Here is a 26,008-nt window from a genome sequence, read left to right as displayed (position 1 = left end):
GTCAGTTATAGGTCAACACACATACAGTGTGCATAGACATGGCTTGGATCGTTGAAGTTGTTAAAGATATTAACGATGCCTTTAGCGCGTCCTAAAACGTGGCCAATAACATCAGTTTCGCTATCTTTAAGTTGTGCAATCACAGCATCAAGCTTGCCTTCCGCTTTTGCTTGATCAAGCAGGTTGCGGATGAAAATTTCTTCAGCACTAAGTTCGCGCTTGATGAATTTAACCGCATAGTCATCACCAATGTTGGCAAGTTTGGCGGCTGATTCAATTGCATCTTCCAGATCACCCAGTTGGTCAACTAAACCTAAACGGTGCGCATCTTCGCCCGACCATACTCGGCCCTGTGCGATTTGATCCACCTCTTCTATGGTCATGTTACGACCTTCACCAACAAGTGATAAGAAACGCTCATAGCCACGTTCGATGCTGCGTTGAATGAGCTGAGCAATTTCAGGTGAGATACCATCCATTGGATCGAAGGCTAATGTCCACTTAGTAGTGCCTACACCATCACGATAAACCCCTAGTTTATTCAGAGGCTCTTCAAAAGTTGGAATCATACCGAAGATACCAATTGAGCCAGTAATGGTAGTTGGGTGCGCCCAAATTTCGTCAGAAGTTGCTGAAATCCAGTAACCACCAGATGCAGCGACACCGCCCATAGAAGCAACAACAATTTTACCTTCGTTCTGAGCTCGTTCTAGTTCACTGCGAATCACTTCAGAAGCAAAGGCGCTGCCTCCTGGGCTATCGACACGCAACACAATCGCTTTTACTTTGTCATCAAGACGGGCTTTTTGGATTAAGCGAGCTGTACTGTCGCCACCTATAACACCTTCTTTACGACTACCATCGACAATTTCACCTTTGGCAACAATAACAGCGACCGTGTCTTTGTTGCTTGGAAGCTCAACCAGTGGTCTAACAGATTTTAAATAGTTTTTGTGACTGATGGCTTTATAAGAATCTTTCTTCTCATTAAGACCAACCATATCAATCATGTATTGACGGAATTCACCGCGGGTCATTAATTTGTCGACGAAACCTTCTTGCACGGCAAGTTCACCGCTATCGCCATTGGCTGCTTCGAATTTGACCAGATAGTTCTCAATGAACGAATCAAACTCTTCAACTGACATATTGCGTGATGCAGCAAGATCTTGCTTCATATGTGTCCACAAGTCGCCTAACCATTCTAAGTTAGCTTCTTTAGCAGCTTCAGACATGTCGTCACGAATGAATGGCTCTACGGCTGATTTGAAGGTACCCACGCGGAAAACATGAACTTTAACACCAAGGTTATCTAACGCTGATTTAAAGTAGGTGCCGTTGCGGCCAAGACCTTCAAACATCAACATGCCAAATGGATTCATGTAAACTTCATCGGCAGAAGAGGCGAGGTAGTATTGACCTTGCATATAATAGTCACCAACCGCGATTACTTTTTTACCGCTTTCTTTAAAGTCGTCGATTGCTCTGCGAAGGTCCTGATATTTACTGATACCTGCGTAAACGCCTTGTAGGCTATTGACGTTGATAACCATAACACTGATGCGGTCATCATTTTTGGCGTACTCAATAGCATCAAGCAAGTCATAAATCGAGGTCTCATTGGGAGCAGTGCCTTGCGCTTCCTGCATGGCTCGTGCCACTGGGTCGAGGTAAGTTTCTTGTTCAACGATAATGCCTTTGGGAGCAAGAATCAGCGCAGCGCCATCGTCTACCTTGGGTAGGTCAGGGCCACTTGCGCAACCACGAACAAATAAGATAAAAATTGTCAGAGCAATAAGACCGATCATTAAACGGCCAGCTACATCGACTGTTTTCCATACACGATAAAAGAATTTACCGATCATTGAGTTAGGTTGTGACACGTGAAAGTACCTTTTCTAGTTAAAATAGTTTTACCTGGCGACATTCTATACAAATTGTTTGTTTTATGACTAGTGTTGAATTTAATTAGTTTTTATAACCTCTTGTATTACAAGGGCTTCGCTATTCTTTCAATTTGTAATCAAATATGTACTTTAGGATTATTGCAGGGGATTGCCTTGATCTGGTTATACCAGTAGACTTGAGATCATTCTAAACCAGAACAAAGACAGCAACGTGACCTATTCAAAACTACTCGAACCATTGGACTTAGGCTTTACCACATTGAAAAACCGCGTGTTGATGGGCTCAATGCACACTGGGCTTGAAGAAGAGAAGGGTGGTTTTGAAAAGATGGCTGCATTTTATGCGGAGCGGGCGCGCGGCGGTGTCGCCTTAATGGTCACCGGTGGTATTTCGCCAAACTTTCGAGGACGCCTTGCTCCACACTCTTCCCAGCTCAGTTTTGGCTGGCAGGTTAAGAAACACAAAATAGTCACTGATGCTGTGCATGAAGCAGGTGGAAAAATTGCACTGCAAATTCTTCATGCGGGTCGATACGCCTATCATCCTTTTTCTGTATCAGCTTCAAAGTTTAAAGCACCGATTAGTCCCTTCACCCCAAAAGCACTTTCTAGCCGCGGCATAAAGCAAACCATTAAACAATATGCAAACTGTGCACGTTTGGCCAAGAAAGCTGGTTACGACGGTGTTGAAATCATGGGTTCGGAAGGTTATTTGATTAACCAATTTATTGTCAAACGCACCAATCATCGAACCGATGAATGGGGTGGGGCTTATGAAAATCGAATTCGCTTCCCACTCGAAACTATCAAAGCAGTGAAAGAAGCTGTTGGCGATGACTTTATCGTGATTTACCGCTTATCAATGTTGGATCTGGTTGAGGGTGGAAGTTCCTGGCAGGAAGTTGTTCAACTGGCGAAGAAAGTGGAACAAGCTGGAGCTACTATTATTAATACGGGGATTGGCTGGCATGAAGCAAGAATTCCCACTATCTCTACTTCAGTTCCTCGAGCAGCTTTTGCCTGGGTGACCAAAAAATTGCGCAATGAAGTGTCAGTACCTCTTATTACTTCGAATCGAATTAATATGCCGCATGTCGCAGAAGAAATATTGAGTAGCGGCACAGCAGATATGGTTTCGATGGCTCGCCCATTGCTTGCAGACGCTGAATTTGTCATTAAAGCTGAGCAAGACCGCGCGGATGAAATTAATACCTGCATCGCCTGTAATCAGGCCTGTCTCGATCATGTTTTCAAGAACAAGCGTGCTACCTGTTTAGTCAATCCGCGTGCTTGCTACGAAACCGAATTAGTCGCCAAGCCACTAACAAAAAAGAAACGCATCGCAGTGGTTGGTGCCGGTCCTGCTGGTCTAGCATTTTCAACTGAAGCGAGTAAGCGGGGTCATGAAGTGCATTTATTTGATAAACGCACTGAAATTGGTGGTCAGTTAAACATTGCTAAACAAATACCAGGCAAAGAAGAATTTTATGAAACCTTGCGTTACTTTAAGAAACAGCTGGAATTAACCAAGGTCAATCTACATCTGGATACAGAGATTTCCGTTGAGGACTTGATTGGTCAGTATGACGAGGTAGTCTTAGCCAGTGGTGTTGTGCCAAGAACACCGAACATTCCTGGCATCGAGCACTCGAAAGTGATGAACTACATCGACGTTCTGTGGCATAAAAAGCCAGTCGGGCAAAAAGTTGCGGTGATTGGCGCCGGCGGTATTGGTTTTGATGTTTCCGAGTTTTTAGTTCACGAAGGTGAGTCACCGACATTAAATCTGGACGAGTGGTTGAAAGAGTGGGGCATTGATGCTCTGTATCAGCTACCTGGCGGTTTATTGAAATCCCCTGAGTTTGATCCTGCTGCTCGTGAAGTGGTGATGTTGCAACGTAAAGCCACCAAGATGGGAAAGGGCTTGGGTAAAACCACAGGCTGGATCCATCGAGCTAGTTTGAAACACAAGAATGTGCGCATGGTAACAGGTGCTCAGTACAAGCAAATTAATGATAAGGGACTGGTAATTGAATATGAAGATGGCAAGGAAGAATTATTAGCGGTCGATCATGTCATCATTTGTGCCGGCCAGGTGCCATTAAGAGCCATGCACGATGAGCTGTATGAGAAAGGTGTTCCTGTGCATCTAATTGGTGGCGCCGATGTGGCAGCTGAGCTTGATGCAAAGAGAGCGATTAGACAAGGTACAGAACTGGCTTTCGACATCTAAGACTCTGACAATGCAAATTTGCATTGTCAAATCCTGTTAAAATAAAGGGGTTTGCAGTGTCTCATTAAATTGACAATGCAAATGTGAAGTGGTAGAAATAACCTATAGATGGAGTTTTATGGGGTTATTTCTATGGCTTGGATGACGGAGTTATCGCCATTCTTTGTGGGGCTTGCAATACTGCTTGCCTTAATCCCTTTTAGTTCCCGTTTATTATCACAACACAGTTATGTTCGTCATAGTCGTGACCATGCCCCTCCTGATTTTTGTAAAGTAAAGCGTCAAGCAAGCTCTACCTACAAACGATATCTTTAGAGGTAGGCATGCATAAATTATTAAATCGTCAAATTCAACATTATTTAAATGGTGATCATAACCTTCTGCCAAAAAGTTTTCTAAAGGCGATTGATGAAGCTTATAACAGGGCTGAAGAAGAACGTCTTTGGTATGAGCGTTCTTTATCATTAAATTCTGGCGAGTCGCGTCAACGCTTTAATCAGTTACAAAGCAAATTGACTGAGCTTGAGGAAGTAAAAAGCGAACTTGAGCAGAGTATTCGTAAGCTGAGAGTCACCATGGATGCCGGTTATGATGGTATAGTGCAAGTCAATTCCGACGGCATTCCGACGGCCTATAATGATACCGTACTTAAAATGCTCAATCTGACAGCAAGAGAACTCCAGTCTTTAAGCTACCGCAAAATCTGTCAACACCTCTTTAAGAATATTAAAAACCCAGAAGTTGTTATTAATCAGCTGCGCAAGGCTCTGATGAAACAAGATGACAGTGGCAATATTCTCGTAGAGCATAATGACGGTCGTTTTTTTGAGTGCAAAGCCAAAGCCTTGGAATTGGATGGGCAAACTCAAGGATTGGTTTGGACGATTAAAGATATTACTGATCTTAAACTTAAGGAACGAGAAGCGCGTTATCTGGCTTATCATGATGAGTTGACCAACCTGCCTAATCGCACATTGTTCTTCGAGCGGTTAGAACATGCTTTGGATTTGGCGAAGAGAAAAGAAGAATTGCTCGCAGTGATTTTTCTTGATTTAGATGAGTTTAAAACCGTTAACGATACCTTTGGCCATGCTCAAGGTGACTTATTGCTGCAGAAGGTAGCGAAAAGAATACTGGTTGCTCTGCGCGAGCATGACACTTTCGCAAGACTGGGTGGCGATGAGTTCGTGATTATGCTTGAGGATGTTGAGGATAGAGAAGCCATTGTGAATGTGCTTGATAGGGTGAAACATGCACTAGACACTCCGATAACGTTAGGTACCAATCAGGTTTATATTACCCCTTCTCTGGGAGTGGCTATTTATCCAGAGGATGGAGACGATGCTCAAGATCTGCTTAAAAAAGCCGACATGGCAATGTATAACTCTAAAAAGCATGGCAAGAACACTTATAGCTTTTATTCCAATCACCTTGAGCAATATTCCACGTACCGATTATCAATGCGTACTGCTTTGCGTCGTGCGTTGAGAAATAGTGAGTTCTTCTTGGAGTATCAGCCAAAATTCTCACTTTCAGACAAGCGCATGATGGGTGTTGAAGCATTAATTCGGTGGAACAATAAAGAAACCTTGATGAGTCCGAATGAATTTCTTAATGAAGCAGAGTCGAATGGCATGATTATTCCAATCAGTCAGTGGGTTATCGAACAAGCTTGTCGAGATATTGCTCACTGGAAAGGGGATAGTAAAGCCTGTTGTCCTGTGAGCATTAATATTTCACCACGCTATTTTCAGCATGGTTGTTTGGTTGATGACTTAAAAGCTTGTGTTAACCGATTTAAGATTGATGCCAGTTGTATTGAAATTGAAATCACAGAACAAGCTTTTATACCGGACATTGAAAATGCCATTAAGCGAATGCACGAGCTCAACGACATTGGCGTTAAAATTTCGATAGATGACTTTGGAACTGGCTACTCTTCATTTAATTATTTGATGAAGTTGCCTGTACAGCAGCTTAAAATTGATACCAGTTTTATTCGCTCCCTTGAAGAGTCAGAAATACAGCATTCTTTAGTCGCTGAAATTATCAAAATTGCCCACTTATTTGGATTGTCGGTAGTTGCCGAAGGGGTAGAACATGAGCATATCGCTGATTTGCTCATGTCTTATGATTGCGATTTGGCACAAGGGTTTTGGCTTGGCTCTCCTATTCCCGCTAACCAATTCTACAAGCAATTCCTCGTTGCCTGATTCTTCGTTTTTCACATTTCAACTCACAAGTGTACGCTGAACTATTGACCTCAAGCTCAATGTCAGCGAAGATAGCGGCATCTGGTCGGATCTGAATATAGGCACTACATGTCAAATAATCTAGAGCATTCCAAAGAGCACAATTTTGCCCATCTAGACGTTGAGTTAACTGAACACACTTACAGCATCGGTGAAGAAGTCGCCAATGCCTTAACGCATGGTATTGGCGCTCTACTGAGCGTGGCTGCAATGACCATGATGATCATGACGTCAGTGCAGCTTGATGACGGTTGGAAGCTTGCCAGCTCCATTGTCTACGGTATTAGCCTGGTGATTCTTTTCACTTCATCAACGCTTTATCATAGCTTTCAACCGGAATCTGTTAAAAAAATATTTCAAACCTGTGATCATTGCGCTATTTATTTTCTAATTGCTGGCACATACACGCCCTTTGTTCTGGTCAGTTTGAATGGTGTATGGGGCTGGGTATTATTTGGCGTAATTTGGGGATTGGCGTTGTTCGGTGTGATTTTTAAAGTCATGTTTAAGCAACGTTTCCCAAGGGTATCTCTGATCACCTATATTTTAATGGGTTGGGTGATCGTCGTTGCCGCAGAAGAAATGTTGGAAAAAGTACCGGCCCCGGCACTTTGGCTTTTATTCGCTGGAGGCTTGTCGTATACCTTGGGAACGATATTCTATGCCGCGGATAAGAAAATTCCTTATAACCACGCTATTTGGCACCTGTTTGTATTAGGTGGAGCCGTCTGTCATTTTCTGGCTGTATATCTTTATGTAATCTAAGGCGCCAATCAGAACTGTCCAATAAACATACAATTTCTTATTGTCTATCCATGCCTGATCAAGTACATTGAGCAGGGCATGGATGGGGAATTATGTTAATAAGATCATACTTAACACAGATACATCAAAAAGGTCGTAAGGAATTTGGGGTAGGGAAGCGCAGTACCAGTCTCTATTCATTTCTTTTTCTTCTTCTATCAGCCTTGGCTTATTATGTCAGCGCACGCTTTGGCATGAGCCTGTTTACCTTATTCCCAAGCAATATTAGTCTTCTATGGCTACCGTCTGGTATCGGCTTTTTGATGTGTTTACATTGGGGCTGGAAAGCGGTTCCACTTATCATCATCGCTGCTTATTACGCTAACCTGCCTGGTATGGACATCAGTACGGTAACAAACCCTAAACTGCATACCTTAGTTTCTGCATTAGCTGATGGAGCAGAAAGCTTTATAGCAATGCTATTGTTCAGCAATTATCTCCCTAAAGGTGTTATAAACGCCAAAAGCTTGTCCAAGTTTATCTGGTGGGTATGCATTATCCCTCCAGTAATAACGGCAATTATCATCACTAGCAACCTGTGGGTGGGCGGCTATCTTGCTTCCCATCAACTTGAGATGTTTTTCATCAGTATATTGCTGGCGAATTCGCTAGGCATGCTGATGGTTTATCAAGTCTATAACAGTCTTAAACTTGACCCGATACAATTTAAAAAGCCTTCAATTAATTTGTGTCTGTCGATTGCTTTAGTAGGGCTAATCTTTGTTCTGGGTACGTGGCGTTATCCAGCCATTATTTATTTGATACTACCTGTCTTAGTCATTATGAGTTTCGAATTACGACTGTTAACGGTTGCCAGCATTAGTACCCTGGCTTTTATTGGGCTAATCAGCGCTACTCACTTTAATTTGGGTCCATTCGTATCTTTAACTGATCAAGCTACAGCTTTTGAGTTGATGGCTTTTACCTTTGCTTGCGCTATTACAGTGTTTGGCTTGGCATTGCAGCAATATCAAATGCGCCTGGCTAAAGAATCTGGAGAGCGCTGGAAGCTAGCTGCAGAGCATGATGTCTTAACGGGGTTGCCGAACCGTCGTGCATTCATGCCAGCTCTGACTAAAGAGCACCATCGCTCTGTCAGATTGGGCCATAATTATTGCGTTATCATCTGGGATATTGATGACTTTAAGAGGATTAATGATTCTTATGGGCACGACTTTGGTGATCGCGTTTTAGTTAGGTTAGCGCAAATTATGAGAATAAGTTGTCGCGATATTGATTATTACGCACGAATTGGAGGCGAGGAGTTTGCGGTTCTATTACCGGAAACTGATCGTGAATCAGGTGAAAAGGCAATGGAGCGATTCAGACAGGAAGTTGCAGACGAAACCTTTGCAGCTCCAGACGGAACCATTCACTCTGTCACTATTAGTATTGGCTTGGCGTCTTTAGATGCGCGTGTGGTTGATGAGTCAGAATTGTTAGCAGAAGCCGATAAAGCTTTATATCAATCAAAGGCACAAGGCAAAAACCAGACCAACTCATATGAGCATTAATCATTTACTACAAAATATAAAATCTGAAAAGTAAAAAGGCGCCAGAAGGCGCCTTTTCTTATAACCGGGGCGGTCTTACCAGCCACAGTTACGATCTTTATTTTGCTCATCTAACCAGGTTTTCAATGGTGCATAGTACTCAAGTACCGCTGTTGCATCCATTTCACGCTGACCAGTCATGGCTTCTAAAGCATCTTGCCACGGACGGCTCGAACCCATTTCCAACATTGCATTTAACTTAGCACCGACTTCTTTATTGCCGTAGAACGAACAGCGGTGAAGTGGACCTTCGTTGCCAGCCATTTCACACATATCGCGGAAGAACTGGAACTGAAGAATGTGTGCTAAGAAGTAACGTGAATAAGGCGTGTTGCCTGGAATGTGATACTTAGCACCTGGATCAAAGTCAACTTCGCTGCGCTCTACCGCAGGAGCGATACCTTGATATTCAGTGCGTAGATTCCACCAGCCCTTATTGTAGTCAGCAGCGGAAACTTCACCGTTGAATACCTGCCAGCGCCATTTATCAACCATCAAACCGAAAGGTAAGAATGCCACTTTATCCATTGCTGAGCGCATCAACAATGCGATATCTGCATCGGCGTCAGGCTCTTCTTCAATCAAACCAATTTGCTTCAAGTAAGCCGGTGTGATGGAAAGGGCAACGGTGTCACCAATCGCTTCGTGGAAGCCATCGTTGGCACTGCCTTTATAAAGAATCGGTTGATCTTTATAAGCACGTTGATAGTAGTTGTGACCAAGCTCATGGTGAACGGTTTGGAAATCTTCAGCATTGATTTCGGTACACATCTTGATGCGGATATCTTCCTGGTTATCAATATCCCACGCGCTAGCATGACATTGCACATCACGGTCACGTGGCTTGACGAATAATGAACGTTCCCAGAAAGTGTCAGGTAGCGGAGCGAAACCTAAAGAAGAGAAGAAGTTTTCAGCAGTTTTCACCATCTTTTTAACGGCTTTTTCTTTCTCATTATAGGTTACGACTTCGTGGTCAACACCATAGTGCTTGCGAAGAATTGGATCCAGGTCAACGCCTTTAGTGGCGCCTTCCGGAGCAACCAGGTCGTAGATATTGCCCCATTGCTGAGCCCACATATTACCTAGCAAATGTGCTGGGATAGGTTTATCCAAAGCAACGACTTCATCGCCATACTCTTCGTTAAGCTCGGCGCGAACGTGGCAGTGTAGTGCTTCATAAAGCGGCTCAACCTGACCCCATAGACGATCCATTTCATTGGCGAAATCATCTGCTGGCATGTCGTACTTAGAACGCCACATAGCGCCTGTATCTTTATAACCAAGCTCTTTTGAACCTTCGTTGGCAATTTCTACCATCTCTTGATACAACGGGCGCATTTCAGGAGAGACTGTACGCCAGCCTAGCCATGCTTCAAGTTGCTCTTGTGGATCACGAGAAGTACGCAGAACTTCACTCAACTGACCAAGGTTGCGGCCATCTGGGCTCTTGCCTGTGGCGTAAATGCTGTCTAGCTTAGAAGTGATTTCAGCAAGCTTCTTGGTTTTGTCAGCATCAGAGGGAGCTGGAAGTGTTAAACCTAGCTTGATCATTTCAAGTTTACGGTTTAAGTCATAAGGCAGCTCAAGATCATTAAATTGCTTCGCGCCATTGGCCAATTCAACACCTAGCTTGGTGTATTCTTCGCCAACTTTAGCGTTTAACTGAGTGGTATCGTGGGTCACGAAATTAGCATTAACCCATGCTATTCTTGCGCCATACTCAGAGATTTCAGAAAGACGCTTTTCCGCGTCCGCAACAAATTTTTCAGCATCAGCAACTGTTACCTGAGCTTCAGTCTGCTGTGCTTCGTTGGTTTGTTGCTTGTCAGCATCATCGCTACAAGCCGACAAACCAAGCAGCGCACTGAATAGAACAGCACTGCTGACGGCACTTTTAATTTTCATCATAAACTATACCTTTAACTCCAAAGTGTGAATGTTTGATATCTTTATTATGTTGTAGAGCTTAGCCTGTAAAGGCTAGCTCAATGACTTCTTCCAGCGCAACATTATATCGGTTTTGGCTAATTTTAGAAGCAAGCAGTTATCTTAAAGCCTCTGATCGGTTACCATTGCACACAATTGAACCCAATAACTAGCTGCTTAGGAGCTCGAATTAATGAGTATTGGCCCATTGATGCTTGATATCGAAGGATTGGAAGTGAATGCGCGTGAGCGTGATTTGCTACAAAACCCTTTGTTAGGAGGCATTATTTTCTTCAGTCGTAACTATGCCTCACCCCAACAGGTTGCTGAGTTGAGTCAGTCAATCCGTGAAATCGCAGCCAGAGATATTCTGATTGCAGTGGATCATGAAGGAGGACGGGTTCAGCGTTTTCGTGAAGGCTTTACCGCCGTACCAGCGATGGGCACTATTTTACTGGAAAACTCAGATCATGAAGTGGCAAAGCGAAAAGCGTATCAGTGGGGCGCCATGATAGCGATTGAGGTGCAGGCTGTTGGTATCGACTTTAGTTTTGCGCCGGTACTCGACCTGAACAAGAATATTAGCCAGGTCATCGGTGACCGCGCCTTCTCAGGCAAAGTGGATGACGTGATCGAGTTAGGCCGCGAGTTTATTCGGGGCATGAACGATTACGGTATGGCCGCCACGGCTAAGCATTTTCCGGGACACGGTTCTGTTGAAGCTGATTCTCACATCGATATTCCGGTGGACGAGCGGCCACGTGAGCAGATTATTGGCGAAGACATGCGTGTTTTTGCAGAATTAGCCCAAAACTATCAAGCGGTTATGCCAGCGCATGTGATTTATCCAGCCTTTGATAAGCAGCCAGCTGGCTTTTCTAGTATCTGGCTACAAGACATTTTGCGCAGCCAGCTTGGTTTTGATGGTGTCATATTCAGTGACGACTTAAGCATGAAAGGCGCAGAAGTAGTCGGTGGCTACTATCAACGCGCTGAAGCAGCGATTCAGGCAGGGTGCGACATGGTGTTAGTGTGTAACCATCCGAAAGAAGGTCAGGAACTTGCTGAACAATTTGATTTTGACTGTGATCCCAAATCCGCCGAGCGACTGTTGGCGATGAAAGGCAAGTCACTCAACTACTCGCTGACACGAGTGCAGGACAGCGATAAATGGTTAACGCTGAACGATAATTTATTAGCATAATGACAAAGACCGAAGACAAGACGATATGACTAAAGACAGCAAAATTGAAGAACTGAAAAATGAACAAAAGACAGACAGTTTCACCCAGCTCACGCCTAAAGAAGAACTGATCATGAAACTGAATGGCGAAACTGCCATTGTCGCCTGGAAAGAGATTGAACGCTTCTTCGCCAAAGGCAATTTGTTGCTGATAGAGCAGGGCGTGGACCTTATCAACTGTGCAGCAGATCTATCATTAGACAACGCACAAGCTATAAAACCGTTAATTGACTCAGAAAAAATCCAGCGCATGCCGATAGAATTTGTTAAAGAAAACTGTCAGCCCGAGACTGAATTCTGGTCAGTGGTTGTTGCCCCTTACGTTTTGGCACAGTTAAATAAGTAATCAAGATTTAAAAGCTGGGTTAGCTCTTTGAGTGTAATCCATCGATGAAATAAAAAAAGCCACTCGATTGAGTGGCTTTTTAGTTACTTACTGAGTAGGAGTCGTATTGATTGACACCTTACCTAATTCTTACTGATGATGAATCACTGTGTGGATAACACGGTCATATTCAAAGTAAACAGTGAAACCTGAGTAAACCCATTTAGTAATTGGCGGATCGCCTACTGGACCATGAATAGCTTGTGGTGAACCGAATTTTTGCTCGACGGATGCTTGAGTAATGCCACTTTTGGGCGTTTCAATACCAGCACCGCTGCCTTGCTCTGAAATAGGAACTCTAACTTCGTCAGCTTGAACTGTCCCAACAAAAGTAGCTAAAACTACTGATAAGCTAATAGCCAACCCTTTTAATGCTTTCATCTTACGACCCCTTTAATCGTTATTTTCTCTAGAATATCAAAAAATTAGGTAACATTGCTAATAATTTTAACCGATAACTTGACTCCAAATTGTGAACCATTCAATATGACGCCAACTTTGTTTGACCAGATAAGCTAATGCGACTGCCATTCTCGTTATTTGTAGGGTTGCGCTACACCAGAGCGAAACGCCGTAACCACTTCATTTCCTTCATATCATTAATTTCCATGATTGGTATTGCCCTTGGGGTAATGGTTTTGATCACGGTAATGTCTGTCATGAACGGCTTTGAACGTGAACTCAGAGATCGCATCCTAGGTATGGCGCCCCATGTTTTGGTTCAGGGTTTAGGTACGCCGATTGAAGATTGGCAGGCTCTTGAGCAAAAGGTCAAAGAGCACCCCGAAGTAATTGGTGCCTCGCCTTATGTCCAGACCGAAAGCATGTTCCGTTTTCAAGGCCGTGAGCGTTTTGGCATGGTGCAGGGCGTTTTACCCAATAAAATCGGTGAAGTGTCTATCGTAAAAGACAATATGCTCACAGGCTCATTTGATGAAATTAAACCGGGCGAATACAACATTATTCTCGGTGCATCCATAGCCAGAAGTTTGGGGCTCAATTTAGGCGATAAAGTTTCATTACTGATCCTCAAGGAAACCCGCGTTTCCATGGCAGGCCTAAGTATGCGTGCTAAACGCTTTACCGTGACAGGTATTTTTGAAACCCGCTCGGAAGCAGATAAAAGTCTTGCCTTTATTCACATGGATGATGCGGCGCAATTATTGCGTCAAGAGGGTGTAACAGCGCTGCAACTGAAAACGAACAATGTGATGAATGTTTACGACATTAATTATCAGGTTAGTGAGCTGTTGAATCACCAATACTTTGTAACCGATTGGACGCGTCAGCACGAAACTCTTTTCAACGCGATTGATATGGAAAAGAAGATCATGTTTATTCTTCTGACTTTCATTATCGCTGTTGCTGCATTTAATATTGTCACCTCATTAGTCATGCTGGTGACAGAAAAGCAAGCCGACATTGCTATCCTTAGAACGCTCGGTGCAAGCCCCGGTTCTATATTACGTATCTTCATGACTAGTGGTATTATTAACGGTTTAATCGGAACTTTGGCCGGGGTTATTCTTGGCGTGCTATTGGCATTAAACTTACCAGATATTGTTAACTGGGTAGAAACAGCCTTTGGTATCAGCGTCTTCCCGCAAGATGTTTACTTCGTTAATTTCTTACCAACAGAACTGATTGTTGATGACGTGATTAAAATTGGCCTTTCAGCCTTTGCTATTAGTATTTTAGCGACCCTGTATCCTTCCTGGAAAGCATCCAAAACACAACCGGCGGAGGCTCTTCGTTATGAATAGTGAACGTTTAATTGAAATAACGAATTTAAGTCGTGTTTATGAGGATGGCGCAAGCAAAGTCACCGTTCTTGAATCACTAAACATGACCGTCGAGCATGGTGAGCAACTAGCTATTGTTGGCGCTTCTGGATCAGGCAAAAGCACGCTATTGCATCTTATTGGGGCATTAGACAAACCAACCCAAGGCGAGATACTGATTAATGGACAGGACGTTCATAAGCTAAAACCAAAGGCGCAAGGTGAATTCCGCAATATGAATATTGGCTTTGTGTATCAATTCCATCATTTGTTGCCTGAGTTTACAGCGCTGGAAAATGTTGCGATGCCGCTGGTCATTCGTGGTATTAATCGCGATCAGGCCTACCGCAAAGCTGCAGCTTTAATCGAGAGAGTCGGTCTCACCAATCGTGAGAAACACAAACCATCCGAGCTATCGGGCGGTGAGCGTCAACGAATTGCTTTTGCACGGGCGTTAGCCAATGAGCCAGTCTGTGTTTTAGCAGATGAGCCAACTGGTAATTTGGATCATGCCACAGCGTTACGAGTTTATGACTTGATGTGCGAAATTAATCAGGAAATGGGCACGACTTTTATTACTGTAACCCATGACTTGGAATTAGCCTCAAAAATGCAACGTCAGTTAAAGCTGGAAGATGGCCACTTGATGGCGATTGAATAAGTAATCCCCAGCTTCATTATCAATAAAAGACGCTAAATCTAATACTCCTGCTCAGACAGGCTTTCCTAAAACCAATTCTTGTCATCCCGCGGCTGTGACCGCGGGATCCAGTGACTTATTTTATCGTGATTCAGTGCCAGAAATAGCCTGTTGGTCTTGGTAATAAAAAAACTTTTATTTAATGGACTGCATGGAGAGCTTTTGCGGCACTATCCGATATCTCTCAACTTACACGGAGCTAATCTCGTACAGAGTTTACCCATCATGTTTGTCATAATTCCTGTCGTGCTGAGGCGCGGGTAAAGTGGGGTTAATCGTTGCGATGTTCGTTATGTTTCTCGCGATAGGTTTCTTCGGTTGAATCAGAAGTTTTATCTTCTTCATCGTCGTCATCTTTTTTACCCAGCTGATCAAGATGCAGAGTATGAAGTAATCTCTCTTTCCAGCGCGCTTGACGAGCTCGCCATGCGCGGACCACATGCAGCCGCCAGAGCAGGCTTATAGTGTGATAACCAATTAATGAGAGAGTACCACCACAGATAAGGCAGCCGAGCAGGAATGGCTTCCAGATATGAATCAATTCAGATTGAAGCCATGCAAAGCTTAGCTCAAAAGAAAAATCATTGGGTGGAACGCCGAGAATCCAGGCACCAACTTTATAGGCAAAATAAAACATCGGCACAATAGTGATTGGATTGGTTATCCAGCAGAGCACAACAGAAATGGGTAAATTAACTCTAAAGTAAATAGCTAATGCTGCTGCAACAACCATCTGGAACGGAATAGGCAGGAAGCCACAAAATAGGCCCACCGCAAAAGCCCCGGACGCACTGTAGCGGTTGAGGTGCCATAAACCCGGATCATGAATAAAATTACCGAATACTTTCATGTAGCGGTTTTCTTTAATCTTTTTATGATCAGGCAAATATTTTTTAAAAATTTTGCGGGGCATTAATTACCACTTAACACTTTTTATAACAATCAGGATAAGGACTATCCCTCATGTTGACATGGACACTGGCATTCTTGGCAGGTTGTTGCTCTATACTGTTCATTCCAAGTTTATCGTTTAACGCCACAGTCTTATCAACGCTTTTATTGACACTCACAGTTATCGGTATGTCGGTAACTGCTAAAGCCATCCTAACAAATCTACCAACAGGTGTTAAAACGTTCCTGTTATCAATTGGAGGCTTTTGCCTTGGAATTGTTTGGATTTGCAGCAACGCTTATTGGCAATTAGAACGCCAAATACCGGAGCCCTTAAACAATCAGGCGCACATTATAGATGCCGAGGTTATTGAATTACCAGCTATTTATCCTGAGTACTGTCAGTTCGAGGCTCATATCAAGCAAGCCGAGCACGACAGTCTGTTAGGCAAGATGATTCGATTAAAGTTCTATCAATCTGAATGTCCTTTCAGATTAGGTCAAGTATGGCAAATGCAGGTTAAGCTCAAACCGATTCATGGGCCGGTCAATATGGCAGGCTTCGATCTGGAGCGGTTCTACTTTGAAAATGGTCTTGATGGCCGTGGTTACATTCGAACAGAGTCGCTGGAATTAAAGTCCGAAACACTCAATCCAATCCATCAATTCAGGCAAAACTCCCTCGACCATTTAAGCGAGCTAGACAATGCCGGTATTTTCCAGGCGCTATTAATCGGTGAAAAATCATCCATCGGCAGTGAGCAAAGAGAGTTGCTGCAAAAGCTCGGCTTAAGTCATCTCATCGCTATTTCAGGACTTCACATCTCAATCATCGCCGGCGTCAGCTACTGGCTGATAAACTTTTTGTGGGGAAGGGTAGCGGGCTTAGCGATAGGTCGAAAATGGTCGCCACTTCAGGTTGGTTTAATAGGCAGTTGTCTGGTTGCGTTTCTGTATAGCGCCATGGCAGACTTTTCTATTCCAACCATTCGCGCCTTAATCATGTGGTGTGCGGTAGCCTCTGCATTCTTACTACAAAGGCGGGCAGCTATTTATGATGGGCTGATGATATCCTTGTTGCTGGTACTGCTGATATTCCCTCTGAGCGTTCTCTCCGCAAGCTTCTGGATGACCTTTATCGCGGTGCTGATCATCAGTTTAATTCTGATGGGCAGGACTCAGCAGAAAACCGGCTGGAAACAAAAACTCAAGCTGCTGATCAAACTACAGCTTGGCATTACCCTGACCCTAGCCATTCCGTCGTTACTTTATTTTCAGCAAGCCAGCTTTCTGGGAATGTTTGTAAACATCATAGTCATTCCTGTGTTCAGCCTGATTATCTTGCCCGCCATATTCTTGAGTTTTCTCTTGAGTCTATTCGGTGTCGCATGGCCACTGTCGCAAATCGATGCATTAGTGAGTGACTTCTTTCAATACGCAGAGCAACTCATCCACAGTAAGGCTCTAGAAAGTCTTTCAGTGTTGTTCATCGATGCCCAGATCCCAATCTTCTTAGGCATATTAATCTTCCTGGTGCTATTGCTGTGTTGCTTGCCCTTATCCAAGATTCGAATGCCACTGATCAGTTTTGCAGCATTGATGGTTTCATTGATGCTCATCGGTACAAAACTCGATCGAGAATTATCAGACAATAAATGGTCCATAGAAATCTTTGATGTCGGGCACGGACTATCTGTTTTATTGCACAACAATAATCACACCATTTTATACGACACAGGATATGCCAGCCCAGGCTCCAGTGCCGTATCCAGCTACATTATCCCAAGCTTAAGGACATTAGGCATCAGCCACATAGATACCTTAATCTTAAGCCATCAAGACAACGACCACGCCGGAGGAGTTTATGAGCTGTTGCAGAATTTTAAAGTTGATCAAATCATCGCAGATTCATGGTTCGATAAATCCAGTGAGCCTTGCGAAGTAGGGCAGGTCATAGAGCTAGAAGGAGCTAAACTTGAATTTTTTTATGGCGAACAAAACGCCGTATCCGACAAACCCAACAACCAATCCTGTGTCGTGAAAATCACCATTAATGACTTCAGTATCCTGATCCCCGGTGACATCGAAAAAGACGCAGAATACCTTCTAGCCAGTAGCGAAGGCTTTGGAAAACTCAAATCCGACATACTGATCGCACCGCACCACGGCAGCAAAACCTCCTCAACCTATCCCTTCATCAAACGCGTCGACCCCGGCATCGTCATCTACACCAGCGAACTCCACAGCCGCTACCCAATCCCACACCCCAGCGTCTACAAACGCTATCAAGAATTCAACATCAAAGGCCAACACTCAGGCTGCGCAGGCCAGATCACCATCAACCCTTATGACAGAACCCTAAAGCGCTGGCGGGAAGAGCAGAAAGTTTGGAGGAAAGAGCCTTGTGAGGTTTGAGGGAAAGTGGACTGGAAGCTGATAAAAATGTAGTCTGACTTCAATTATCGGTTAATCCTGTCGTTATCCGTACATGATATGTTTAGGAGTTATCAGTGAATAAAAGTGCAATAAAGGAACTATCTTCAGATGCCCTGGAGGTTGCATTGGATAGTAATCTTGGCAGTGGTATTTTGAGGGATATTCCAATATTTGGTTCTGCTGTAAAGGTTGCAGAGTTAACAATGTCTATTCGTGATCGCTTTTTCCTCAAGAAGCTTGGTTGTTTTATATATCAATTAGATGAATTATCCAAAAAAGATAAGGACGCTGTATTATCATTTTCAAAAACTGATGATAGTGAGAAAGTTGCTAATAAGATTATTCAAGTTATCGATAATGTAACAGATGTCGAAAAGACTGAATTGATTGGAAAATTATTTGCTGCATATTGTAAAAGGTCCATTGATAAACCCAGCTTTTTAAGGGCTGTAGATACAGTACAACATTACTTTCTCGATGATATTAATAATTTTATAAGTATTGATAACATACATTTGTTCACTTTTTATGACTTGGAATCTCGTAAAGTAGATATGCTTGTTGGAAGCCAATTAATCAAAGAGCAATACATTAAGCAAAATGAGCTGATTAGGATGGGGTATGATAGTAGTGAACTCGATATAACATATTTCGAGGACTCACAATTCGGGAGGATATTTAGGGAAGCTTTAAAGTATTAAACGTAGCCTCGACGAGCGTTAGCGAACTCGAGGTTTTAATTCTAAATCGCAAACCAATACAAACCTGTCGCTTATTACCGAACTGCTAACTCAATCAATAAAGTCATTGCAACACCCAGAAACCTAACTATTATAGGGTATTACCTTTTTAACTATAAAGCTCATAGCAATTATCGGTAAAGAGATACCAGAACAAGAATGTCCTGTTTTATAGGGTATTAGCCAAAAAAGGACATTGAAAATAACTAATTTAAATTAATAAGTTATCGGCGATGCTCGGTAAATAATGTTATGCATACAGGATGAACAATGAACACTGATTTCCTTTTATCTATAAATGACCAGAATCGGTGGAAGAAAACTGACACTGAGTCACAGCAGCGTTTGGTCGAGCGACTTATCAGTGAGGTTTCTAAAATCGAAGCCGGAGAGGTTAAAAAGGTTCGGTCTGGGTTTGTTCCAAATAATGCTGGGGCAGATTTTGCTAATGCCTTACTTTCAGGTCTGTCGATTCCTGCGCTGTTGACCTCAGCTGGCTATCTTCTTAAGCACCTATCCCCTTTACTGATTGAGTACATGAGGTCTAGGTCTGCAAAAGAAATTACTGTGGATATACATGGTAAACGTATTACGATCAAAGGAGGCGGTGATTTCGAAGATGAGCTGAACAAGGTAATTCAACAGGCAGAGACTTTGGATAATGGTTCGAACAATGATGCATAACCAAGCCATTAAATACGCTCCCTTCGGTCGCAGGACCTCGTTTCATTCGGCCTTTTATGGCGGGCGTTATAGCGCAACACAGAAAGCCTTAAATAATAGCGTGGCATTTTATAAGTTGATATGATGCATCCAACTAATATTATGAGTTCATAAAAATGAAAAAAATTATACTGTTGTCTTTAGCTTCTCTTTCATTGGTTGGTTGTGGAGCACCTAGATACATGGGTAATGCCGTACCCGAGACCAATATTAAGCCAGAAATAGTTGTCATTAAGGACAATGAAACTCGTTCAGGATTCCAAGATACAATTGAGTCTTGGTTACAAGAACACAGCTACTCCTATATTGTTGTACCAGATCAGTCTAAGCACGACCTGAGTAAATTAACCCTCGAATATGAAGGTCATTGGGGGTGGGATCTGGCATTGTATCTAAAGAGTGCGGAGATAACTGCTTATCAAGGTGGGCAAAGAGTTGGTGAAGTAAAATTTAAAGTACCTTACACCGCTAATCCGAACAAATTTGGTGACGCAAGCAAGAGAATTGGTTTTATGATGGATACACTTTTCGGTCTAATGACACCGGAGCAAGCAACTAAAGCCGCAAACTCGTCTTCATCGACCTCGCCAAAATAGCAAGCGAAGCCTCGACGAGCATTAGCTAACTAGAGGTTTTGATAGAGATCCTCGAACACACTTTCGCTGTTCGAGGCTACAAAGAAAAGAGCAGATTCTGACTTTCGTCAGAATGACAAGTCTGATAGTTAGTAATACCTTGTAGGGTGCGTCGTGACGCACCGCTTGAAAAGCCTAAGAGCAGATCCTGAATTACCTAAAGGTATTTCCTCCGGTCACTATTCAGGCAGGCAATTCTCCAGGAATTGCTACTGCATTCCCCACATCCTTGTGGGTCAAATGACAAACCCTTTAACAAATCCACGCTTTCCATTTCCCCCTAACCACGTCACAGTTGGGTTTAATTAGCTCTTGCTCTTACTGGGCGTCTACTGCAAAATGGTTCGGTTCCTAATTTTAGAATTGTTTGTTTTTCAATCAATTAGGCCGGTTGGCCAAAGTAAACTATAAGCTGGCAATAATATGATGATAAGCCAGTGATTTATCAGACTTTTTCAAATATAGAGGGGAGATATGCCTTTATTTGCTACCTCAAGCGGCATGTTGTTTGATCTGCTTAAAACCGGTGGTTGGACGATGGTGCCAATTACGCTGTGTTCTTTGATTGCTATGGGTATCATTGTTGAGCGTTTTTGGAGCTTGCAACGTAGCCGTATTTTGCCGAAGCATTTGGTTGCGCAGGTTTGGACCTGGATTAAGAATGGTCAGTTTGATAAGACCAAGATGCGCGATCTTAAGAACAGTTCGGTGTTGGGTGAGGTTTTAACGGCGGGTCTGTTGAACCATCAACACGGTCGTGCGGCGATGAAAGCGAGTATTAATGAAGCAGGGCGCGCGGTTGTGGTGCGTCTTGAGCGTTTCCTTAATACTTTGGGCTCGATTGCTCTGGTCACTCCTCTGTTGGGTTTGTTAGGTACTGTTATCGGTATGATTCGGGTGTTTACGGTGATTCGCGTAGAAGGTGTTGGTAATGCTGATGCTTTGGCGGGCGGTATCTCGGAAGCTCTGATCACGACTGCTGCGGGTATGGCTGTGGCGATTCCTACCTTGGTTATGCACCGTCATTTTAGCCGCCGGGTTGAAGAGTTGGTCAGTGAGATGGAGCAGGAGGCTTTGAAGATGGTTGATGTGCTTCATGGCGAACGTGAAATCTTCACCGGTAACTAACTCTAGTAACGAACAGGCTTTATAACTGATATGTGGCGAAACAAGAAAAAAGAAGAGTTGCAACTGAACCTGACACCGCTGATTGATGTGGTGTTTTTGTTGCTGATTTTCTTTATGATCTCGACCAGCTTCAAGAAAGAAACCAAAATCACTCTGGATTTACCGGAAGCCAATGGCGAAATGGCTGAAAAGCTGCCTGAGTCCATCGAAATCAGCATCAATAAAGATGGCGAGGTTTTTGTTAATGGAGAGGGCTTGATTAATCGACAGCTAGCGACTATAAAGGACGCCATTAAGCAGGTAGCCAGTGATCCTGCAACGCCGTTAGTCATTAACGCAGACGCCCAAGCGCCTTATCAGGCGGTGGTCAGCGTTATGGACGCAGCAGGGCAAGTAGGTTTTAATAACCTGACACTGGCTACGCAACAACCTAAATCGGATATTCAAGACTAGTCGACTCATGACTGAACCAAAAAATTACACAGGCTGGGAAATTTATAAACGCCTGTTAGGCTTCACCAAAAAATACAAAACGGTATTTATCGTTGGTGTGGTCGCGAACATTCTCTTTGCGCTGGTTGAAACCTATTTTGTTAACTCGATTAAATACCTGATTGATGATGGTATTCGAGCACGCGACAGCTATTTCCTTCTGGTCAAAACCCCGCTGTTTATTATGGGCGCGATTGTCTTGCGCGGGATTTTCAACTTCGTTTCCGTCTACTGCATGGGCTGGGTCGGTCGCAAAGTAGTACAAACTCTGCGCGAACAGCTTTATGAGCACTTTGTGCGTCAGCCAACTGAATTCTTTTCTAAGCGCGCGCCTGGCAATTTATTATCAACCCTGACCTTTAATACCGAGCAGGTTGCTGTAGCCAGTTCTGATGCAATTACTTCAGCGTTGCGTGCTGGCGGCACCATCATCTTTATCATCACCTTTATGGCACTGACCAGTTGGCGTCTGACGTTATTCTTGTTCATTCTGGTGCCAGTCGTTGGCTGGGTTATCAAAGTCAGTGCGCGTCGATTGAAGAAGGTCAGTAGTAGCATTCAGAATGTTGTGGGCGACGTCACTCGCGCGGCGGAAGAGTCTATTAAAGCCAATCAGGTTATTAAGATTTTCGGTGGTACTGAGCGCGAAATTAAGAACTTTAATAAGCAGGCCAACCGCAATCGCCAGCAGGATATGAAACTGATTGCAACTAAGGGCATTGCTTCGCCAGTCATACAAGTTATCGCTGGTATTGGCTTCGCCGCCATTATGTATTTCGGCAGTCTTGAAATGCTTGATAAGCGTATTTCAGAAGGCGAGTTGATTTCTTTTATTACTTTGATGGCGATGATTCTGCGACCGTTAAAAGAAGTCAGCAACGTTAACACCCATTTGCAACGCGGCATCGCTGGTGCACAAAGTGTGTTTGATATTTTAGACTTGCCTAATGAGCCTGACGAAGGCACCCGAGTGATTGAAGATGCAGACGGCTCAATTGAATTTAAAGACGTTACCTTTGGTTATAAACCCAATGAGCCCGTTCTCAATAATATTTCATTCAGCGTACCGGCAGGACAATCGATTGCCTTAGTCGGTAAGTCGGGTAGTGGTAAAAGCACTATTGCTAGTTTGATACAGCGTCTTTATAACATTAATGACGGTGAGTTATTAGTTGATGGTGTTCCGGTTAAAGAACTGACGTTGGATTCGTTACGCAAACAGATCGCCATCGTGTCACAAAGTGTAGTGCTGTTTAACGATACTATTCGCCATAACATTGCTTATGGTCGTATGGATGAAGTGTCCGATGAAGACATCATTAAAGCCGCTAAAAATGCTCATGCGTGGGAGTTTATCGAAAAGCTGCCGGAAGGCTTGGATACCACGGTTGGTGACAATGGTGTCATGTTATCAGGTGGTCAGCGTCAGCGCATTGCAATTGCTAGAGCCATGCTTAAAGATGCACCGATTTTAATTCTCGACGAGGCGACCTCAGCACTTGATACTGAGTCTGAGCGTTATATCCAAGAAGCGCTTGAAGAGCTGATGAAAGATCGCACCACTGTGGTCGTAGCGCACCGATTATCCACCATTGAAAGTGCTGATCGAATTTTAGTGCTCAAAGACGGTGTTATTATTGAGTCAGGAAGTCATCAGGAATTGCTGGATAAAAATGGTGAATACACTCGCCTGTATCAAATGCAATTCAGCGAATAAGTAGTGACTAAATAGGATAGGGCATGGCCATTTCAAAAAGCCAACAGTTTTTTGAGTCATTGTGGTACCGCAAAACTGTCTGGTGGCTTTGGGTGTTCTGGCCATTTCATTTATTGTTAAAACTAATCGTTTGGTTGCGCCGTTCCTTTTACCGCATTGGTATTTTCAAATCGACCAAGCTTAAAACCCCAGTTATTGTTATCGGTAATATTTCGGTTGGTGGCACTGGCAAAACTCCTTTAGCGATTTACCTGATTGAACTGCTTACAAGTCAGGGCTACAAACCAGGGTTAATCAGCCGTGGTTATGGCGGTCACTCCGAACACTACCCATTAAGCCTAACCCAATCGACGTCTGCTTCTGAGTCTGGCGATGAACCTTTTCTAATCTATCGTAGAACAAAGACTCCTGTTGTGGTTGATCCAGTCCGCGCACGCGGTGCGAAAGAGCTTGAGGCAATGGGTTGCGATATTATTATTTGTGACGATGGGCTGCAGCACTACGCATTGCAACGTGACATTGAAATTGTGGTGGTTGATGGAAACAGGCAATTAGGTAATGGTTGGCTGATGCCCTTTGGGCCCTTGCGCGAACCAAAATCTCGCCTGAAGCAGGCTGATCATATTATTGTTAATGGTCAAGACATGGTGTTAGAGCCGGATCCGATTCAAGCGATTAATCATCACCAGGATGCCATTAAAGAACCAATAACTGCTGTTGCAGCCATTGGTAACCCTGAACGATTCTTCAAGACTCTTGATGGCTTAGGCTATCAGTTCAAGCGCCAATCTTTCCCCGACCATTATCAGTTCTTGAAGCAGGACTTTGAGTCTTTTTCAGGCAGCATCCTGATGACTGAAAAGGATGCTGTGAAATGCCTATCTTTCGCGGATGAGCGTTTTTATTTTTTACCGGTTAGCGCTAAACTGTCTAAACCGTTTTTGCAGTCGCTAATGGAACAAATTAAGGCCATAACGCATGAATCATAAACTTTTAGATGTTTTAGTTTGCCCAGTTTGCAAGGGTGATCTGGTGTACAAGAAAGACAACAACGAGCTTATTTGTCGATTCGACAAACTGGCGTACCCGATCAGAGACGATATTCCAGTGATGCTGGAAGAGGAAGCACGCACGGTCTCAAGCGAGGAACTCGATGCACTTTAAGGATTTTATCGTCGTCATACCGGCGCGTTACGCATCAACTCGACTGCCAGGTAAGCCATTGGCAATGATTGGCGGCAAGCCAATGATTCAGCATGTCTACGAAAGGGCGTTGATGGCTGATGCCAAACAGGTGGTTGTGGCAACCGATGACGAACGTGTTGAAGAAGCCGTAAAGTTATTTGGTGGCGATGTGTGCATGACTCGCGAGGATCATGTTTCTGGTAGTGATCGCCTGGCTGAAGTGTGCGAAAAATTACTGCTCAAGCCAGAAATGATTGTGGTGAACGTGCAGGGTGATGAGCCTTTTATTTCGCCAGAAAATATTCGCCAGGTTGCAGAAAACCTTCATCAACACACAGCCTTTCCAATGGCGACACTCTCCACTCCTATCACCGAGTCAGGAGAGGTTTTCAATTCCAATGTAGTCAAAGTGGTTGCGGATGAGCAGGGCAAAGCACTGTATTTCTCCCGTGCGCCGATTCCATGGCAGCGAGGAGCTTTCGAAGAACAGCGTGTCCAAGACATTGAGCACTGTCAGCGCCACATCGGCATTTACGCTTATCGTGCTGGCTTTTTGGCAGAGTATGTCAAAATGTCACCAGCCATGATTGAGCGGATGGAATCTTTAGAGCAGCTTCGTGTCTTAGCTCATGGCTATTCAATTCATGTGGAGCAGGCCAGTGAAGCGCCAGGACTTGGGGTTGATACCCAAGCAGACTTGGAAGCTGCTGAGCAGTTCTATCGTAAGCATCGCCTATAATCATTTCTTTTAAGGGAAAACAATTTTTCATGCCAAGATTTTCAGTGTTATTCGTGTGTTTAGGTAATATTTGTCGTTCCCCAACCGCAGAAGGCATTTTCAAACATAAGCTTAGCCAAACCGAATTAGGAGAGCTGGTATTTGTCGATTCGGCCGGAACCAGTGCTCATCATGTGGACGAAACTCCCGACCCAAGAGCTCAGGAAGAAGCAAAGAAGGCCGGTTATGATCTGTCCTTTATTCGCTCACGTCAGGTTCGAGATGTGGATTTTCATGAGTTTGACCTGATAGTAGCGATGGATGACTCCAATTATTACAACTTGAAAGATCTTGCACCAGATCCTGAATATCATGACAAGATTAAGCTGTTTCTGGCTGACTATGCGCCTGATCTGCCTAAGCGAGAAGTTCCCGATCCATACTATGGTGGCAAGCAAGGCTTTGTTGAGGTTATCCAGCTTATTGAAGCCGCTAGCGATGGCTTGATTGAAGAGTTGCGACGCATACACAACAAGTAGACTTTTTTTATCCGCCA

22 protein-coding genes and 1 pseudogene are annotated in these 26,008 nt (G+C 43.7%); 19 read left to right on the top strand and 4 right to left on the bottom strand.

Going from position 1 to position 26,008, the window contains the following annotated elements; all coding sequences use genetic code 11:
- Positions 1 to 5: 5 nt before the first annotated feature.
- Entirely contained in the window at positions 6 to 1,883 is a 1,878-nt protein-coding gene (gene sppA / locus KKOR_RS06950) for a signal peptide peptidase SppA (RefSeq protein WP_228638539.1), read from the bottom strand.
- Between the two features lie 235 nt (positions 1,884 to 2,118).
- On the opposite strand from sppA, the gene KKOR_RS06945 reads away from it, so the two are divergent.
- The 4 genes from KKOR_RS06945 to KKOR_RS06930 all read left to right on the top strand — a co-directional run bounded on the left by KKOR_RS06945 (position 2,119) and on the right by KKOR_RS06930 (position 8,710).
- Entirely contained in the window at positions 2,119 to 4,140 is a 2,022-nt protein-coding gene (locus KKOR_RS06945) for an NADPH-dependent 2,4-dienoyl-CoA reductase (RefSeq protein WP_012801320.1), read from the top strand.
- A gap of 323 nt (positions 4,141 to 4,463) precedes the next feature.
- Complete coding sequence (locus KKOR_RS06940; RefSeq protein WP_012801318.1) at positions 4,464 to 6,353, top strand: putative bifunctional diguanylate cyclase/phosphodiesterase; 1,890 nt, start codon at positions 4,464 to 4,466, stop codon at positions 6,351 to 6,353.
- Between the two features lie 108 nt (positions 6,354 to 6,461).
- Entirely contained in the window at positions 6,462 to 7,157 is a 696-nt protein-coding gene (trhA, locus tag KKOR_RS06935) for a PAQR family membrane homeostasis protein TrhA (protein WP_012801317.1), read from the top strand.
- Between the two features lie 92 nt (positions 7,158 to 7,249).
- Entirely contained in the window at positions 7,250 to 8,710 is a 1,461-nt protein-coding gene (locus KKOR_RS06930; protein WP_012801316.1) for a sensor domain-containing diguanylate cyclase, read from the top strand.
- Positions 8,711 to 8,785: 75 nt separating this feature from the next.
- Here the strand turns inward: KKOR_RS06930 and KKOR_RS06925 are convergent, their stop codons facing one another.
- The gene (locus tag KKOR_RS06925) at positions 8,786 to 10,660 is read right to left on the bottom strand and encodes a M2 family metallopeptidase (protein WP_012801315.1); all 1,875 of its coding nucleotides are present in this window, start codon (positions 10,658 to 10,660) and stop codon (positions 8,786 to 8,788) included.
- Positions 10,661 to 10,877: 217 nt separating this feature from the next.
- On the opposite strand from KKOR_RS06925, the gene nagZ reads away from it, so the two are divergent.
- Together nagZ and KKOR_RS06915 are read left to right on the top strand one after the other, a co-directional pair.
- Positions 10,878 to 11,882: a beta-N-acetylhexosaminidase gene (nagZ, locus tag KKOR_RS06920; protein ID WP_407635486.1), complete on the top strand. Its 1,005-nt coding sequence runs from the start codon at positions 10,878 to 10,880 to the stop codon at positions 11,880 to 11,882.
- Between the two features lie 25 nt (positions 11,883 to 11,907).
- Positions 11,908 to 12,267: a DUF2288 domain-containing protein gene (locus KKOR_RS06915; protein ID WP_012801313.1), complete on the top strand. Its 360-nt coding sequence runs from the start codon at positions 11,908 to 11,910 to the stop codon at positions 12,265 to 12,267.
- Positions 12,268 to 12,396: 129 nt separating this feature from the next.
- On the opposite strand, the gene KKOR_RS06910 is transcribed toward KKOR_RS06915, so the two are convergent.
- Positions 12,397 to 12,687 (bottom strand): hypothetical protein, encoded by a 291-nt coding sequence (locus KKOR_RS06910; protein WP_012801312.1) that lies wholly within the window; start codon positions 12,685 to 12,687, stop codon positions 12,397 to 12,399.
- Between the two features lie 137 nt (positions 12,688 to 12,824).
- On the opposite strand from KKOR_RS06910, the gene KKOR_RS06905 reads away from it, so the two are divergent.
- Both KKOR_RS06905 and lolD read left to right on the top strand, forming a co-directional pair.
- Positions 12,825 to 14,069 carry a lipoprotein-releasing ABC transporter permease subunit gene (locus KKOR_RS06905; RefSeq protein WP_012801311.1) on the top strand — a complete coding sequence of 415 codons (1,245 nt, stop codon included), beginning with the start codon at positions 12,825 to 12,827 and terminating at the stop codon, positions 14,067 to 14,069.
- On the top strand, positions 14,062 to 14,748 hold the full coding sequence (lolD, locus tag KKOR_RS06900; RefSeq protein WP_012801310.1) for a lipoprotein-releasing ABC transporter ATP-binding protein LolD: 687 nt from the start codon (positions 14,062 to 14,064) through the stop codon (positions 14,746 to 14,748). Before KKOR_RS06905 ends, lolD begins: the two co-directional genes overlap by 8 nt.
- A gap of 442 nt (positions 14,749 to 15,190) precedes the next feature.
- Here the strand turns inward: lolD and KKOR_RS06895 are convergent.
- Positions 15,191 to 15,700, bottom strand: a pseudogene (locus KKOR_RS06895) (DUF2062 domain-containing protein); the annotation flags it as partial.
- Between the two features lie 50 nt (positions 15,701 to 15,750).
- Here KKOR_RS06895 and KKOR_RS06890 point away from each other — a divergent pair.
- The 11 genes from KKOR_RS06890 (at position 15,751) to KKOR_RS06840 (ending at position 25,991) form a co-directional block, all read left to right on the top strand.
- Positions 15,751 to 18,093, top strand: coding sequence for a DNA internalization-related competence protein ComEC/Rec2 (locus KKOR_RS06890; RefSeq protein ID WP_012801308.1), 2,343 nt, complete (start codon positions 15,751 to 15,753; stop codon positions 18,091 to 18,093).
- 95 nt (positions 18,094 to 18,188) lie between these two features.
- On the top strand, positions 18,189 to 18,815 hold the full coding sequence (locus tag KKOR_RS06885; RefSeq protein ID WP_012801307.1) for a hypothetical protein: 627 nt from the start codon (positions 18,189 to 18,191) through the stop codon (positions 18,813 to 18,815).
- Positions 18,816 to 19,124: 309 nt separating this feature from the next.
- Complete coding sequence (locus tag KKOR_RS06880) at positions 19,125 to 19,538, top strand: hypothetical protein (RefSeq protein WP_012801306.1); 414 nt, start codon at positions 19,125 to 19,127, stop codon at positions 19,536 to 19,538.
- A gap of 155 nt (positions 19,539 to 19,693) precedes the next feature.
- On the top strand, positions 19,694 to 20,173 hold the full coding sequence (locus KKOR_RS06875) for an Sbal_3080 family lipoprotein (protein ID WP_012801305.1): 480 nt from the start codon (positions 19,694 to 19,696) through the stop codon (positions 20,171 to 20,173).
- Positions 20,174 to 20,686: 513 nt separating this feature from the next.
- Positions 20,687 to 21,340: a MotA/TolQ/ExbB proton channel family protein gene (locus KKOR_RS06870; protein ID WP_012801304.1), complete on the top strand. Its 654-nt coding sequence runs from the start codon at positions 20,687 to 20,689 to the stop codon at positions 21,338 to 21,340.
- 30 nt (positions 21,341 to 21,370) lie between these two features.
- A complete protein-coding gene (locus KKOR_RS06865) occupies positions 21,371 to 21,793 on the top strand; it encodes an ExbD/TolR family protein (RefSeq protein WP_012801303.1) in 423 nt (140 codons plus the stop codon).
- Positions 21,794 to 21,800: 7 nt separating this feature from the next.
- Entirely contained in the window at positions 21,801 to 23,549 is a 1,749-nt protein-coding gene (gene msbA, locus KKOR_RS06860; RefSeq protein WP_012801302.1) for a lipid A export permease/ATP-binding protein MsbA, read from the top strand.
- A 23-nt stretch (positions 23,550 to 23,572) separates the two neighbouring features.
- On the top strand, positions 23,573 to 24,538 hold the full coding sequence (lpxK, locus tag KKOR_RS06855) for a tetraacyldisaccharide 4'-kinase (protein ID WP_012801301.1): 966 nt from the start codon (positions 23,573 to 23,575) through the stop codon (positions 24,536 to 24,538).
- Complete coding sequence (locus KKOR_RS06850; protein ID WP_012801300.1) at positions 24,528 to 24,713, top strand: Trm112 family protein; 186 nt, start codon at positions 24,528 to 24,530, stop codon at positions 24,711 to 24,713. Before lpxK ends, KKOR_RS06850 begins: the two co-directional genes overlap by 11 nt.
- Positions 24,703 to 25,473: a 3-deoxy-manno-octulosonate cytidylyltransferase gene (kdsB, locus tag KKOR_RS06845; protein ID WP_012801299.1), complete on the top strand. Its 771-nt coding sequence runs from the start codon at positions 24,703 to 24,705 to the stop codon at positions 25,471 to 25,473. Before KKOR_RS06850 ends, kdsB begins: the two co-directional genes overlap by 11 nt.
- Before the next feature lie 29 nt (positions 25,474 to 25,502).
- The gene (locus KKOR_RS06840) at positions 25,503 to 25,991 is read left to right on the top strand and encodes a low molecular weight protein-tyrosine-phosphatase (protein WP_012801298.1); all 489 of its coding nucleotides are present in this window, start codon (positions 25,503 to 25,505) and stop codon (positions 25,989 to 25,991) included.
- The last annotated feature ends 17 nt before the right edge of the window (positions 25,992 to 26,008 follow it).

This window comes from Kangiella koreensis DSM 16069 (genome assembly GCF_000024085.1).
Lineage (GTDB): Bacteria > Pseudomonadota > Gammaproteobacteria > Enterobacterales > Kangiellaceae > Kangiella > Kangiella koreensis.
Note: the sequence above shows the minus strand (reverse complement) of the source record. Positions and strands in the feature narration are given on the sequence as shown.